The 15,323-nt window shown below is 60.6% G+C and carries 12 protein-coding genes; all 12 read right to left on the minus strand.

Translation table 11 applies throughout. From position 1 onward, the window contains the following. Positions 1-9: 9 nt before the first annotated feature. The 12 genes from mazG to QYC26_RS01495 all read right to left on the minus strand — a co-directional run bounded on the left by mazG (position 10) and on the right by QYC26_RS01495 (position 15,282). On the minus strand, positions 10-795 hold the full coding sequence (gene mazG, locus QYC26_RS01440) for a nucleoside triphosphate pyrophosphohydrolase (RefSeq protein WP_317513630.1): 786 nt from the start codon (positions 793-795) through the stop codon (positions 10-12). Further along, positions 765-980: a DUF2093 domain-containing protein gene (locus tag QYC26_RS01445; protein WP_317513631.1), complete on the minus strand. Its 216-nt coding sequence runs from the start codon at positions 978-980 to the stop codon at positions 765-767. Before QYC26_RS01445 ends, mazG begins: the two co-directional genes overlap by 31 nt. After that, entirely contained in the window at positions 977-2,278 is a 1,302-nt protein-coding gene (gene hflX / locus QYC26_RS01450) for a GTPase HflX (protein WP_317513632.1), read from the minus strand. The genes QYC26_RS01445 and hflX overlap by 4 nt, the downstream gene beginning before the upstream one ends. Before the next feature lie 84 nt (positions 2,279-2,362). Continuing rightward, complete coding sequence (gene hfq, locus QYC26_RS01455; RefSeq protein ID WP_317513633.1) at positions 2,363-2,860, minus strand: RNA chaperone Hfq; 498 nt, start codon at positions 2,858-2,860, stop codon at positions 2,363-2,365. A gap of 111 nt (positions 2,861-2,971) precedes the next feature. Beyond that, the gene (locus tag QYC26_RS01460) at positions 2,972-4,360 is read right to left on the minus strand and encodes a sigma-54 dependent transcriptional regulator (RefSeq protein WP_317513634.1); all 1,389 of its coding nucleotides are present in this window, start codon (positions 4,358-4,360) and stop codon (positions 2,972-2,974) included. Between the two features lies 1 nt (position 4,361). Further along, complete coding sequence (locus tag QYC26_RS01465) at positions 4,362-6,545, minus strand: ATP-binding protein (protein WP_317513635.1); 2,184 nt, start codon at positions 6,543-6,545, stop codon at positions 4,362-4,364. Positions 6,546-6,760: 215 nt separating this feature from the next. After that, positions 6,761-8,206 carry a nitrogen regulation protein NR(I) gene (ntrC, locus tag QYC26_RS01470; RefSeq protein WP_317513636.1) on the minus strand — a complete coding sequence of 482 codons (1,446 nt, stop codon included), beginning with the start codon at positions 8,204-8,206 and terminating at the stop codon, positions 6,761-6,763. After that, positions 8,203-9,336 (minus strand): two-component system sensor histidine kinase NtrB, encoded by a 1,134-nt coding sequence (locus tag QYC26_RS01475; RefSeq protein ID WP_317513637.1) that lies wholly within the window; start codon positions 9,334-9,336, stop codon positions 8,203-8,205. The genes ntrC and QYC26_RS01475 overlap by 4 nt, the downstream gene beginning before the upstream one ends. Continuing rightward, complete coding sequence (gene dusB / locus QYC26_RS01480; RefSeq protein WP_317513638.1) at positions 9,312-10,310, minus strand: tRNA dihydrouridine synthase DusB; 999 nt, start codon at positions 10,308-10,310, stop codon at positions 9,312-9,314. The genes QYC26_RS01475 and dusB overlap by 25 nt, the downstream gene beginning before the upstream one ends. A gap of 77 nt (positions 10,311-10,387) precedes the next feature. Next, positions 10,388-10,744 (minus strand): response regulator, encoded by a 357-nt coding sequence (locus QYC26_RS01485; RefSeq protein ID WP_317513639.1) that lies wholly within the window; start codon positions 10,742-10,744, stop codon positions 10,388-10,390. 36 nt (positions 10,745-10,780) lie between these two features. Next, complete coding sequence (locus QYC26_RS01490) at positions 10,781-13,099, minus strand: response regulator (protein WP_317514973.1); 2,319 nt, start codon at positions 13,097-13,099, stop codon at positions 10,781-10,783. A gap of 143 nt (positions 13,100-13,242) precedes the next feature. Beyond that, positions 13,243-15,282 (minus strand): M13 family metallopeptidase, encoded by a 2,040-nt coding sequence (locus QYC26_RS01495; RefSeq protein ID WP_317513640.1) that lies wholly within the window; start codon positions 15,280-15,282, stop codon positions 13,243-13,245. Positions 15,283-15,323: the final 41 nt, after the last annotated feature.

The following is a 15,323-nucleotide window of genomic DNA, read 5'->3' on the forward strand; positions in this document are numbered from 1 at the left end:
ACCTGAACCCTATAGCCGCGCCTTGGCAGCGCGCCAGAGCGCTTCCTTCTCGTCCATGGACAGCGCATCGAAACCCTCGCCGACCATATCCTCCATCGCCCGAAAACGCGTCTCGAATTTGCGGCTGGCGCGCCTCAGGGCCGCTTCGGGATCGATGCTCAGATGCCGCGCCCAGTTGACGCAGGAAAAGAGCAGATCGCCCATTTCTTCCTCCATCGCGTCGATGTCAGGCGCGCTTTCCACCTCGGCCAGTTCTTCATCGATCTTGGCACGGGGGCCGGCCGCGTCATCCCAGTCAAACCCGGCGCGCGATGCGCGTTTCTGGAGCTTTTCGGCACGCATCAGCGCAGGGAGCCCAAGCGCCACGCCCGCAAGCGCGCTCTTATCCTCTTTCTCCGCGCGTTCCTGCGCCTTGATGGCTTCCCATCCCGGGCGTCCGCCAGTCAGGCTCTGCCCTGCAGTGTCGAAAATATGCGGGTGGCGGCGCGTCATCTTGTTGCAGATCGCCTGAACCACGTCCCCCAGCGCGAAATGCCCGGCCTCTTCGGCCATGCGCGCGTGAAAGACGACCTGAAGCAGCAAGTCTCCAAGCTCGTCCTTCAGATCGGCCATGTCGCCGCGCGCGATCGCATCGGCAACCTCATGCGCTTCCTCGATCGTGTAGGGTGCAATCGACGCAAAATCTTGTGCGACATCCCAGCTACACCCCGTGTCGGGATCGCGCAGTCGTGCCATGATGGCAACGAGCGGCTCGACGACAGAGGTCATTTTTTCGGGGGGTGGCGCTTCAGCCATGCCTGCACTGCCTCTTCCGCGCCGATATAGGCCTCTTGCGCCTCGACGCTCCAATATACCAGCGCCTCAAGCGCGATGGGCTGCCCGGTTACTGCGCAGGAGACGAACTCGCCCGGTTCAACAATGTCATATTCGGGCGTGTCATAATGAATGACCGCGCGGCGCGGCGTCGGAATGCTTGTCATATACGGGCCTCGAAACGTCCCCAGTCCATATCGGACATGCGAACTTCAAATCGGATGAAGGCCCCCTCCTCCACCCGCTCAACAATATCGCCGTGCGCGTGCAGCCATGCAATGGCCGCACCGTCGCTGGGCGACAGACGGATTGTGCGGACCTGGTTCCGACGCGTCAGATGCGCGGCCACCATGGCGCGCAAGGCCTCGACGCCCTCGCCGCTGATCGCCGATAGCACGGCAACATCATCGCGGCGAGCCGCTTCACCGACGATCTCGGTACGCAGCTCGTCGGAAACCAGATCGATCTTGTTCCACGCCTCCAGCACGGGAACGCTGCCTTCAGCGGAAATATCGATCCCTATTTCGCGGAGCACCTCCTCGACATCCGTCTTCTGCATCTCGCTATCGGGATGCGCTATGTCACGGACGTGCAGGATCAGATCGGCCGCTGTCACCTCTTCCAACGTCGCACGAAACGCCGCGACCAACTGGGTCGGCAGATCGGAGACGAAGCCCACCGTATCGGACAGGATGACCTTTTCGACACCGGGCAGGCTGATCTGGCGCATCGTCGGATCGAGTGTCGCGAACAGCAGATCTTCCGCCATGACGTCGGCACCGGTCAACCGGTTGAACAGCGTCGACTTGCCGGCATTAGTGTAACCGACCAAGCCAACGACCGGCCAGGGCGCACGCTTGCGCCGATCACGGTGCAGACCGCGCGTACGGCTCACCTCAGCCAGTTCGCGGCGCAGCTTTGCCATCCGGTCGCGGATCATGCGCCGGTCGGCCTCGATCTGGGTTTCGCCAGGGCCGCCGAGAAAGCCGAAGCCGCCGCGCTGACGCTCAAGGTGGGTCCAACTGCGGACGAGCCGCCCGGCCTGATAGTCGAGATGCGCGAGTTCAACCTGGAGTCGTCCCTCGGCAGTCGCCGCGCGTTCGCCAAAAATTTCGAGGATAAGCCCGGTCCGATCGATCACCTTGGCCTTCAGGCGATCTTCGAGATTGCGCTGCTGTACCGGGGTCACTGCGGAATCGACGATCACCAGTTCCGCTTCGTCCTGCTGAACCGCCGTCGCAAGCTGCTCCACCTGCCCGCTACCAAAAAGCGTGGCGGGCTTGGGCTGACGCACACGAAAGGGCAATTTTTCAACCACCTCGATGCCAATCGCTTCGGCCAAGCCGGCAGCTTCTTCCAGCCGCGCATCGACATCGCGCCGGGAACGGCCAGTATCGGGCAGCGCAACGATCGCGCGCGCGCCTCTTGCCAGGCCATCATCGTCACTGCGCTGAAAAACGCTCATCCGGTACGCAATTCCACTTCTTCATAAATGCGAAAGCCGGGAGCGAACGGTTTCGCACCGCCCGCCCCCGGCTTTACCATATGATCAATCCTGATCTTCGGTTTCTTCGGCGAGATTCAGCGGATTGGCCGGCTGAACGGTCGAGATCGCGTGCTTGTAGACAAGCTGCGACAGACCATCGCGCTGGAGCAGCATGCAGAACAGATCGAATGCAACGATCTCTCCCTGCAGCATCACGCCGTTCACGAGGAACATCGTCACAGGATCTTCCGACTTGTGCACCGCGCTCAGGAACACTTCCTGCAGCGAACGGGATTTGCCACGCCCAGCATCGAATGCCGCTTCGATCGGCGAAAGGTCGATTGGGGTCGACGGCATGACCGTGGAGATCGCATGCTTGTATACGAGCTGCGACTGGCCGTCGCGGCGGAGAAGCACGGAGAAATTGTCGAACCAGGTGATGATGCCCTGGAGCTTGACGCCCTTGACCAGAAACATGGTGACCGGGGTCTTGTTCTTGCGGAGCGTGTTGAGAAAGATATCCTGCAAGTTATTGGTTTTATTATTGCTCTTATCTGGCATTTCATACCATCCTTTTCTTGGCGGATCGTGGCCCGCAGGCATTTGCTTGATGCAAAGCTGATTAGCGCTGAATGTCTATCTGTTCCGAGAAGATTAGTCCACCGAAGACAGTCATTCGTCCCCCTCAGCCTTGACGTCTGCCATGCCCAGCAATTTCAGCTTCCGGTGAAGCGCCGACCGCTCCATGCCGATAAACGACGCGGTCCGCGAAATGTTGCCAGAGAAACGCCGGATCTGAATACGGAGATATTCGCGCTCGAATGTCTCGCGCGCTTCGCGCAGCGGTGCGCCCATGATTGCCGACGTTGCCGTACCCACACCGCCCTCGCTGTGCCCACCCAGCACCTCGGGAGGCAACATGTCGAGATCGATCCTGCCGATCCGGTCCCCGGGTGCCAGAATAATCGTCCGCTCAACCACATTGCGCAGCTGGCGCACATTGCCCGGCCAGTCATAGGCTTGGAGCGCGGCAACCGCATCCATTGAGACATCAGGCGCCCGGACGCGTCGTTCACTGGCATAGCGCGCGACAAAATGCTCAACGAGCGGCGGAATATCCTCGCGCCGCTCAGAGAGCGACGGAATATGCACAGGCACCACGTTCAGGCGGTAATACAGATCTTCGCGAAAACGCCCAGCCAAGATCTCATCGGGCAGATCGCGCGAGGTTGCGGAAACGACGCGCACCTCCACCTTCACCATCCGCTGCCCGCCGACACGCGTAAAGCTTTGATCGGTCAACACCCGCAGGATCTTGGCTTGGGTCGTCAGCGGCATGTCCGCGATCTCATCGAGGAACAATGTGCCGCCATGCGCCTGTTCGAGCAGCCCGGGGCGGACAAGTTCGCCCCCCTCTTCCACGCCGAACAATTCCTCCTCGACACGTTCGGGGCTCATCATCGCAGCGCCGACTACAACAATCGGCCCGCTCGCCCGGTTGCTCCACATGTGCAGCAGCCGGGCGGCAACCTCCTTGCCCACGCCGGCAGGCCCAGTGATGAGCACGCGGCTTCCTGTCGCCGCCACGCGCTTCAGCGTTGCGCGAACGGTGTTGATCGCGGCGGAATTGCCGGTCAACTCCTCTTCGCGGCCGACCTGCGCGCGCAGCGAGGCATTTTCCTGACGCAGACGCTCAGTCTCGGTCGCACGAGAGACGAGGTGCAGCAACCGTGCGGCCTCGAACGGCTTTTCAATGAAATCCACCGCGCCACGGCGAATGGCGGCAACGGCCGTATCCAGATTGCCATGACCCGACATCACCAGAACCGGCAGAGACGGGTCACGGCGCTTGATCTCGTCAAGCAATTCCAGGCCGTCCAGTTTCGATCCCTGCAGCCATACGTCGAGAAGGACGAGTGAAGGTCTGCGATCAGCAATCGCCTCGAGCGCAGCGTCGCTGTGCCCCGCGCTACGGGCGCTGTAGCCCTCATCCTCGAGAACGCCCGATACGAGATCGCGGATATCCTGTTCGTCGTCGACTATCAGAATTTCAAGCGCCATCTCAGCTGCTCCTTTTATGCGTCAATTTGGTAAGCGGGGCGTCATCACTCGATGCGACAAGCCCTGCATTCTCATCGGAAATCACGCGCGAAAGGATTTCCGTATCAAAGGTCATTTCAATCACGGTGCCGCCACCTGGATTGTCGGCGAAGCTCATCTTCCCGAAATGCTCCTCGACGATCTTCTTCACGATCGCGAGACCAAGCCCGGTTCCTCGGCTGCGCGTGGTGACATAGGGCTCGACAAGCCGGTCCCGCTCCTGCGGCAGACCGATGCCGTTATCGGCAATGCAGATGGTCAACTGACGTCCCTCATTCTGCGTAGCGATCGATAAGACGATCTTCCCATCGGAAAATTCAGGATCATTTTCCTTTTTTTGTTCAATTGCTTCGACAGCATTTTTTACAATGTTTGTTAGCGCTTGCCCGATTTGACGGCGATCACAGACCATGTGCATCTGATCCGCGTCCTGTTCGAGCGAGAAGCGCGTGTCGGGATGCGCCACCTCATGCAGGAACAGGGCCTGACGCGCGATGTCGGTAATCGATTCAGAGCGAAAAACAGGCTTGGGCATGCGCGCGAACGAGGAAAATTCGTCGACCATCCTCCGCAGATCGGACACCTGGCGGATGATCGTCTCGGTCAGGCGCGCGAACGTGGACGGATCATCCTCCACCTGCTTCCCATAGCGCCGCTGAAGCCGCTCCGCCGCAAGCTGGATCGGCGTCAACGGGTTCTTGATTTCATGCGCGATCCGGCGGGCGACATCGGCCCAGGCCGCGCGTCGCTGATCGAGCACTTGCTGCGTGATATCGTCGAAAGTCAGCACATGCCCCGCTTCATCGCGGACAACCTTCACCGCCAACGTCCGCGGATCGCCACCCGCATTGATCTGAACGATCTCGTTCCGATCCTCGTCCGCAGCAAGCGCATCGAGTTCGGGCGCCAGTTCCTCAAGCGCCTGGCCGGTTGCTCCCGCAACACTCGATTTCAGCAGTGCCGCCGCCGAGCTGTTGATCAGACGCACCTTGTGTGCATGATCGATCGAAATCACGCCTGCCGTCACACTGGAAAGCACGGCTTCGATGAACGCGCGCCGGCTGTCTAGCGCGCTTGTCTGTTCATCAATGGTATGCGCCATGCGATTGAAGGCATTGGCAAGCCTGCCAATTTCATCCTCACTCACCGGTTGCGGCACGCGGGCAGAAAGATCACCTTCGGCAATACGCTGTGCGGCGTCGACAAGATCGCCTACCGGACGCACCAGCCTGTCGGCCACCGCAAGCGCGATCCATACCGCCGCGCCCACGATCAACAGCGAGATGGCAAGTAGGGCGATATTGAACTGTAACTGGAGCGCACGAGACCGTTCGAGCAAGCGACGATAATCGGTAGAAACCGTCTGGGCTCGCTCGGATTGGGCCAGCATTTTTGGATCGACGACGCGCGCGGCCCAGAGATAGGCCTCTTCCTTCACGCCAAGGCGCGTAACTGCCTCGATCCGATCCCCCGAATCCGTGACAATGCTGCTTTCGCCCTTGCGCAGGCGCACCAGCAATTCGGGTTTGATGCGTAGCGTATCGCCACGGTCATAAGGATCGACCATGGCAAGCGTCTGCTCGCCCACGCCCTTGGTGACGACGATGATCGCCGCTTCGGAAAGCTCGCGCTGATAAACCTGCCCGGCAAATCCCTGTTGAAACAAGGGCGTATCGATCGGCGCTTCGTCAAGATAATTGACGATATCCGAACCCATCGCGACGGTATTGTTCAACACGCGCGTTCGGTATTCGTCATTATATTCCTGCGCGACGATGGCTGCGTTTTCGAGCATCCCGCGCGCGCGATCCGAAAACCAGAATTCGACGCCATATTGGAACAAGAGCGACGCGAAAATCACGACCAGCAACATCGGCACCGCTGCGATCAGCGAGAAGGTCGCCACCAGACGGACGTGCAACCGCCCACCACCGCCCACCACCGATCGCTGCGCGCGCTTCTTTGCAACACGCCGCCCGATCAGGACCAGCAGCGCGATGCCCGGAACCAGATTGCCGACCAGCAAAAGCGCAACCAGCGGCGGTGAGAGCAAGCGCTGCGTCGTCGGTGCGCCGGAAACAATGAAATAGCTTGCCAGGGCAACGCCCAACGCCAGGATGAATGTGCCAAATTCAATCCATGGCATGATGTTGGCGCGGCGGGAGGCGACCCTCAGAACCCGCTGCCACCGTGAAGCCTTCACGGCAATATCGTTATAGCCCACATTCACCGTTGCTGACTTACAACATTCCCGTTGCAAGACAAACACAGTTTGGCGCAGCGCACGCTCAAATCACCACATTTTCACTCGCCTACGAACGCCTGCCGGTCTCAACGCAAGTCACGGACACAAAGGGGGTTTCAGCCCCCTTTGCGCGATTTGCCGGGATCAATCCGATGATCGGTCATTTTCTTGCGCAAAGTGTTGCGATTTATCCCCAACAGCTCCGCTGCGCGTAGCTGATTGCCGTGCACGGCGGCGAGTGCGAGACGAATCAAAGGTGCCTCCACCTCCGCCAGAATGCGGTCGTAAAGCCCATCGGGCGGCAAGCCCTCACCAAAGCTCGCAAAATATTGCGAAAGATGCGCCTCGACTGCCCCCTCAAGCCCATGGCCACCAGCAACAACCGGCGTCAGCACAGGCTCCGCTACGCCCTGCGCAAGCGCCAGATCGATCTGACGCCCCGAGATCACCTCCTCCCGGCTGAGCGCGGCCAGGCGACGCATCAAATTCTCCAGTTCGCGCACATTGCCCGGCCAGCCATGTGCCGTCAGCCGCGCCAGCGCGTCGGAGCCCAATTGTTTGCGGGAAAGCCCCTCTTGCGCGGCCTTGCGCAAAAAATGGTCCGCCAGTTCACCGATATCGCCCGGCCGCTCGCGCAAGGCGGGCAGCGTAACGGGAACGACATTCAGCCGGTAGAATAAATCCTCGCGAAAGCTGTTCGCTGCGATCATTGCGGGTAGGTCTTTATGCGTCGCCGCAATGATGCGCACGTCCGCCTTGATCGAACGCGCTCCACCTACGGTCGTGAACTCTCCTTGCTGCAGCACGCGCAACAGTCTCGTCTGCGCCTCCATCGGCATGTCCCCGATTTCATCGAGAAAAAGCGTGCCCCCCTGCGCCTGCTCGAATTTGCCGGCGCTTCGCACCTGCGCGCCCGTAAAGGCGCCGCGTTCATGGCCGAACAACTCCGATTCGATCAGTTCGCGCGGAATGGCCGCCATGTTGATCGCGATGAACGGCTTGCTACGGCGGGGGCCCAGATCATGGATCGCCTTGGCAACCAATTCCTTGCCCGTGCCCGACTCGCCGAACACGAGAACGGTCAGTTCGTTGGAAACCACGCGCGCGATGGTGCGGTAGACATCCTGCATCGCCTGCGATCGACCGATCAGCGGCAATTCTTCCTTGAGCGTCTCTGGCTTTGCCCGGGGCGCAGAACGGCTTCGCAGACCATCGGCAACGGCCGTGCACAGTTCATCCAGATCGAACGGCTTGGGCAGATATTCGAATGCCCCCTGCTCGGTCGCGCGAACCGCGGTCGACAGCGTGTTTTGGGCGGAGAGGACGATAACGGGCAATTCCGGGTGCCGCGCGATCACCGAGGATATCTGATCCAAACCATTGCCATCGGGCAGGATCACATCGGTGATCAGAATTTCAGGCGCGAAACGTTCGAGCTGCCGGTCCATTTCCGCAATGCTCGCGGCAAAGGCGACATCATGCCCTTCCCCCTTCAGCGCCTCCGCCAATACCGTCCGGATCGCGGCATCATCATCAACGACAAGAACTCGCCCCCCGTTCATTCAATCTCCTTTCCGGCACGCTGAAGCAGGAGGCGGAACACCGTCCGCTCCGGATCGCCTTCGCGCGAAAACTGGATAATCCCCCCCATGTCTCGCACCAGCTTGTCGACAAGCGCCAGACCGAGCCCCCCGCCCGAATGCTTGGAACTGACAAAGGGTTCGAACAAATGATCGACAATCTCGGGCGGCGGCCCCAGCCCATTGTCGATCACGCAAATCTCGATCGGTAACGCCGTCCGCTCCTGCCCATCACGCGCAGCAAGCGACACGCCGTGTCGATAGGCCGTGGTGAGGCTGATGATTGGATGCTCTACACCAGAAACAGCCTCGGACGCGTTCTTCAGCAGGTTGATGATGACCTGCGTGAGCGCCCCCTGATGCACCTGCGCCATGGGAAGCGACGGATCATATTCTGTGCGCACGGTGATATCCTGCGCAAAGCCATGAACGGCAAGCTGACGCGCATGATCGAGCGTGGGATATATATTCTCAGGCGACAGATCGAGTGGACGCGGATCGGTGAAGCTTTCCATCCGGTCGATCAGGCCGGCTATCCGTTCCACCTCGGTGCGGATGAGACGCGTCATGCCGCGCGCTTCGGTATCCACCTTGCGCTCCAGCAACTGCGCGGCGCCACTGATGCCCGATAACGGGTTCTTGATTTCATGCGCTAGCATTGCCGCCGCCCCCATGGCCGCGCGCGCACCGCTCCCCTGTTCACGGCGATGCCCCATCGGATGCGCAGCAGCACCGGCATGGATCGACAATATGTGCCAACCCGGGCGATCAGGAACCGGGGAAAAGACAATATCGGCCGGAATCTTCAAACCACGATCATTTGAAATCGTTATATCAAAAGCGCTTACCTGAATTTCCTGTCGCGCCTTTTCAATAACGGAGGTTTGCCCGGGAAAATTCAGATGCGCTTCCAGCGGCTTGCCGATGATGGCGGTTCGGCTGGCATTGAGAAGCATTTCGGCAGCCGCATTGGCGTCCGCGACAATGGCCTCCGGATCGACAAGCAAGGTCGGAACGGGGAGTGCTGCAAAAAGCTCTGATGCGGTGGGCGCGTCTCCGCGGACCACCGCTTTGCGGGTCAGTCGGATCAGGCGGCTGCCCGGGAGAGCCATGGAGAATAAAACTGCTCGAGCATTTCAAGCACCACGCTCGCCTTGGGCTCCTGGTTCACCGCATTGCGGAACTCGGCCGATCCGGTCAGCCCCTTGGTGTACCAACCGATATGCTTGCGCGCCATGTTGACGCCGGTGAACTCGCCATAATGCTCAAGCATCATATGATAATGCCGAACGATCAGGTGATATTGTTCTTCGATGCTGGGATCGGCAAGACGTTCGCCCGTCCGGAACCAGTGCATCACCTGGCCCAGCAACCAGGGCTTGCCATAGGCACCCCGGCCGATCATCACGCCATCTGCGCCCGACAGCTCAAGCGCCTTTTCGGCGTCCTCGATCGAGCAGATATCGCCATTGGCGATCACGGGCAGCTTTACAGCGTCCTTCACCTTGCGGATGAAGCCCCAGTCCGCCGATCCCTTGTACATCTGGTTGCGGGTGCGGCCATGAACGGTGATCAGTTGGACGCCCAGATCCTCAGCGATCCGCGCCAGTTCTGGCGCGTTCAGGTTGTCATGGCACCAGCCCATGCGCATCTTCAGCGTCACGGGCACCGAAACCGCCTTGACGGTTTCCTTGATGATGGCGCCGGCGAGATCGAGGTCGCGCATCAGCGCCGAACCGGCATCGCCGTTCACCACTTTCTTGACCGGACAGCCCATATTGATGTCGATAATCGCGGCGCCGCGATCCTCGTTCAGCTTGGCAGCTTCGGCCATTTCCACGGGCGAACAGCCGGCAAGCTGCATCGAGATCGGCTCTTCCACCGTGTCCCACGCCGCCTTTTGCAACGATTGGCGCGTTTCCCGGATCATCGCCTGACTTGCGATCATCTCGGTCACGTTGAGGCCCGAACCGTACTGACGCACGATCTTGCGGAACGGCAAATCCGTGACACCGGTCATCGGCGCCAGAACAACCGGCATTTCGATCCGCACGGGACCGACGCTAATGGGAGCGAGTTTCGTCATAATCTGCCTGAAAATCAGGCAGCCCCATAACCGCAATCACGCTTTCAGGCAAGGGAGCGCGAAAAACGCGCACCAGCTCAACTGGAAAGCGAATCGAGGGCAATGCGTACGCCGTCCATCGTGAACGGCTTTGCCAATATAGGCGCGTCGAGATGGCGTCCGGGTCGCGCTTCGGTCTGCCCTCCACTCGCCAGCAGATATCGTTTCCCGGCATCGGCCAGCTTGTCCGCGACAGGCCAGCACTGCTCGCCGCCCCGCAAATTCACGTCAAGGATAGCGGCGTCAAAGCTTTGCTGATCGCTCAGCGCAATCGCACCCGCCACGGTATCGGCTGTTCCCACACAGCTGTGCCCCAGCGTCTCGACAAAATCCTCAAGCATCATCGCGATGAGCGGCTCATCCTCGACGATAAGGATACGTAGCGGCGAATTCATGCATTCACCCATAGCAGGCCCTGTATTTCCGCAAAGTCATTTTGCACCCAGCGCCTGCCGCGCAGCCTCGGCCAATTGCTGGACCGAGAAGGGTTTGGGCAGGAAGGCAACCCGATCGAGATCGATCGACTTGCGCAACTGCTCCTCGGCATAGCCCGACATGAACAATATCGGCATATCCGGCCATGTCAGACGTGCCTGCTTCACCATCGTCGGCCCGTCCATGGTCGGCATCACTACGTCGGACACGAGCAGATCGATGCTTGCGCCGCCATGCAGCACCTCGAGCGCCTCTTCGCCATTGGCGGCAGTGAGGACGGTATATCCATGGCGAGTGAGTGCGCGCTCGGCGACGGCCCGAACCATATCCTCATCTTCGACCAGAAGGATGGTGCCGCTGCCCCAAAGCTCCCCCTGCTGCGTCTTGGGCGCCTCACGCGGCGCCACGGCCGGCGCGCTGTGATGCACGGGCATATAGATGGTGAAACTGGTCCCCTCACCCATCCGGGAATCGGCAAAGATGAAACCGCCCGATTGCTTGACGATGCCATAGACGGTCGACAGGCCAAGCCCGGTGCCTTTGCCCACTTCCTTCGTGGTGAAGAAGGGCTCGAAAATCTTGGGCAGCACGTCAGCTGGGATACCGGTGCCCGTATCCGAGATACGCAGCGCGGTGAAATCGACAACGGGCATGATGTCTATGCCAAGCGCCGGCACCTCCTCTGCGGGGAGCGCGAAAGTCTGGATCGCGACGCTGCCGCCATCGGGCATGGCATCGCGCGCATTCACCACGAGATTGACGATCACCTGCTCAAGCTGGCCGGGATCGGCGCGCACCGCGCCAAGATTGCGGCCATGCGACACATTTAGGTTCACCGTCTCGCCCAAAAGCCGCCTTAGAAGGTTGGACACCTCGGAGATGACGTCGGGAAGCTGCAGGTTCTGCGGGCGCAGCGTCTGCTGCCGCGAAAAAGCGAGCAATTGGCGGGTCAGACCGGCCGCGCGATTGGAATTGCTCCGGATCTGCTGGATATCGTCATAATCGCTATCGCCGGGCGCGTGTCGCATCAGCATCAGGTCGCAATGCCCGATCACCGCGGTCAGGATATTGTTGAAGTCATGCGCCACGCCGCCAGCCAGTTGCCCCACCGCCTGCATCTTGGTCGCCTGCTCCGCCTGGCGCTTCAGGCGTGCTTCCTCGCGGCTGTCCTTCAGGGACAGCAGCACTGCGGCGTCACCTAACCCACGCGCACCGGCAATCGTAAGGGCCACCGTCTCCTCGGGATTGTTGAGAAGCCGCACAGCAATGTCACCCGACAAGATCTGCTGGCCATTGCCGAATCGCCGGATCGTGTCGGCGACCGCAGCCTTGTCTTCGCGCACCACCAAGTCGCCGGGATAGATCGGCATTTCACCGTCATCCACGCCGGCCATGCGCGCAAAAATCTTGTTCATGAACAGGAAGCGACCATCCCGGTCGGTCAGCGCCAGCCCCAGCGGCAGCATCGAGAGCAGCGCCTGCAGATGTTGCGGCGTGCCGCCTTCGATCAGGCCACTACCACGCGCCTCATCATCGATGATGAAAAGCAACGTCGCGCCATCCACGCCGGTCGACCCAAGCGGCATCTGGAGCAGGCGAAGCGCCGTTGCGCTGGCGCCTTCCTGTCGAAAGCGGCGAACGCCTGCTGCATCGACGTTGAAGAGGCTGACAAAATCCAGCCCTTCGGCACGATTATCCCCTGAGGAACGCGCACGAAATGCCCGGTTGGCGACATGGATGCGCCCATCCGCACCGACAAGTGCGGTCATGATGCCGACCTCGCCCAGCCGGTCGCCGCCCTCACCCTCGATCAAGCGCTGCGCCTCAATCCGCAGGTCGAGCGACCGGTGACGACTGAAACGCCAGATCAGGTGATCTTCGAGACGGCCCGAGCGCATGACGCGAAGCGACAGGCGCAGGCCCTTGAATTCCAGCAGATCGACCACGCTCTGCCCGTCGCGCCAGGCGTCGCGCGCCGCATCGGCGAGTTGCTCCACACAGGTCTGCGACACTGGCAGGCCCGGCGGCGTGGGATAATCGCGAAACCACTCACCATAGAGGTCATTGGCGGAAACGAGTCGCCCGGTGCGATCGGTTATCGCGGTGGCGACGAGATCACTTTGAGCCACGTCGCGCATCAGCGACCAGTCGGCCGGAAGCGCGGAAGGAGCCGCCCGCAACACCCGATTGCGGTACAGCAGCAAGGTGGCGGCAAGCACCAGCATCGTCGCCGCAAAGGCGGCGGCAATGATCGGATTACCCACCGCCCAGAGTACGATGCCCGCAGACGCAAGGATCGACAGACCGATGAGCATCAGGATCAGCCAGTCGCGGGAACGCTGCCCCCTATCGCGCGGCGGCTCGAATGTGCGTGCAAGGCTTTGAAGCGGCGGCATGTTCATGGGCAGAACCCGTCATCGCCGCCGCTCCATCTTCCGTCAAGCGTTGCGGTGTACGCTTACCAGATACGCACCCGCTTTTCCGGGCTCAGGAAAAGCTTTACCGAGGCATCCGGCTTGTAGGCACCGTACCAGGGATCAAGGTTGCGGACGATCCATGCGCGCTGGATCGACGGCGCGTGCGGATCGGTGAGCAGGCGCTGACGCAGATTGGCTTCGCGGTAGCTGCGTCGCCATACCTGCGCCCAGCCGAGATAGAAGCGCTGATCGCCAGTGAACCCGTCGATCACGGGCGCCTCCTTGCCGCCGAGCGAAAGCTTATAGGCTTCATAGGCAGCCGTGAGGCCCGCGAGATCGGCAATATTCTCGCCAAGCGTCAGCTCGCCCTTCACATGCTCGCCGGGCAGCGGCTCGTACAGGTCATATTGGTCGACGAGCTGCTTGGTGAGCGCGCCGAACTTCTCGACATCTTCCTTGGTCCACCAATCGGTGAGCGTACCGCTGGCATCATATTTGCTGCCTTGATCGTCGAAATGATGGCTGATTTCATGGCCGATCACGGCGCCGATGCCACCATAGTTCACGGCCGGATCGGCATGCGGATCGAAGAAGGGCGGCTGCAAGATCGCGGCCGGGAAGACGATCTCGTTCATCGAGAAATTGGCATAGGCATTCACCTCCATCGGTGTCATGCCCCATTCCCAGCGATAGATGGGCTTGCCGAGCTTGCCGATGTTGAAATCATGCTCGAAATTGGCCGACCGGATCGCATTGCCCAGCAGGTCGTCACGCTTCACCTGCAGACCCGAGAAATCGCGCCACTGCGACGGATAGCCGATCTTGGGCGTGAACGCCGCCAGCTTTGCGCGCGCCTTTTCCTTGGTTTCGGGCGCCATCCAGCTGAGGCCCTGGATACGGCGATCCATCGCCGCGATCACATTCTTCACCAGCGCGTCGGCAGCCGCTTTGGTTTCCGCCGGGAAATAGCGGTCGACATAGATCTTGCTGACCTCGTCGCTCAGGCTCTGGGTGACGAAGGTGACGCCTCGCTTCCACCGCGGTTCGTTTTGCGGCGTACCCGACAGCGTCGTGCCGTAGAATGCGAAATTCTCGTCGACAAAGGCCTTGGGCAGATAATCTGAATAGCCGTCGAGCGAGCGAACCAGCATCGCATCCTTAAGCACCGCGATATCGGTCTCGCCAACCAGCTTGGCGATCCCCTGAACCGCAGTGGGCTGGGCGACGATCAGCGCATCGACATTGGCACCGACCTTCGCAAAGTACTTCGTAAAATCAAATCCCTGCGCATCCTTTACAAGATCCGCCAGCATCCGCTTGTTGTACGTCTTGGTCGCATCCCGGCTGTCGATCTTGCTCCAGTGCACCTTGGCAATCGCGGTTTCGAAAGCCAGCAGCGCCTGCGCGCGTGGCCCCGCATTCTTCTCACCGGCAAGCGTCAGCATCTTTTCGAGATGCGCCAGATAGGCCGCGCGCGTTTCCGCAAGCTTTTTGTCGTCGCTCAGATAATAGTCGCGGTCGGGCATGCCGAGGCCCGATTGAAACAGCGTCAGCGCATAGGTTTCGGGGTGCTTATCATCCTGGCCGACATAAACGCCGAACAGCGTGCTCAGACCATTGCGATCCGCTTCGCCCGAAAGCGCTGCAAAATCGGCCTTGGTGCGCACCGCCTTGATCTTGGCAATCCAGGGTTTGAGCGGGGCAAGCCCCTTTGCCTCGACCGCGCCTTCATCAAGGAAACTGGCATAGGCATTGCCGATCCTGTTCGACGTATCGCCCTTCACCTCTTCAAGGATGTCGCGGGTGCGCTCGCGCGACAGATCGTCGAGACGCGTGAACATACCATAATTGGAACGATCCTCAGGGATCGGCGTGCGCTTGGTCCATTCGCCATTGGCATATTCATAGAAATCATCGCCCGGCTTCACCGCGCGGTCCATGCCCGCCTCGTCGAAGCCGAAGGTGCCGAATTCGGCCTTTGCCGAGACAGCCTGCGCAGCGGGCGTGCCTTCGGCGGTTGCCGCAGCCGACGCGCCGGCCAGCGCCGTGGACGCCAGCAGGATGTAGAAAACGGATTTCATGTGCGAGTCCCTATGGTTGCATTTGCAACGGAGATAGACCC

Source organism: Sphingomonas sp. C3-2 (assembly GCF_033025475.1).
Classification (GTDB): Bacteria; Pseudomonadota; Alphaproteobacteria; order Sphingomonadales; family Sphingomonadaceae; genus Sphingobium_A.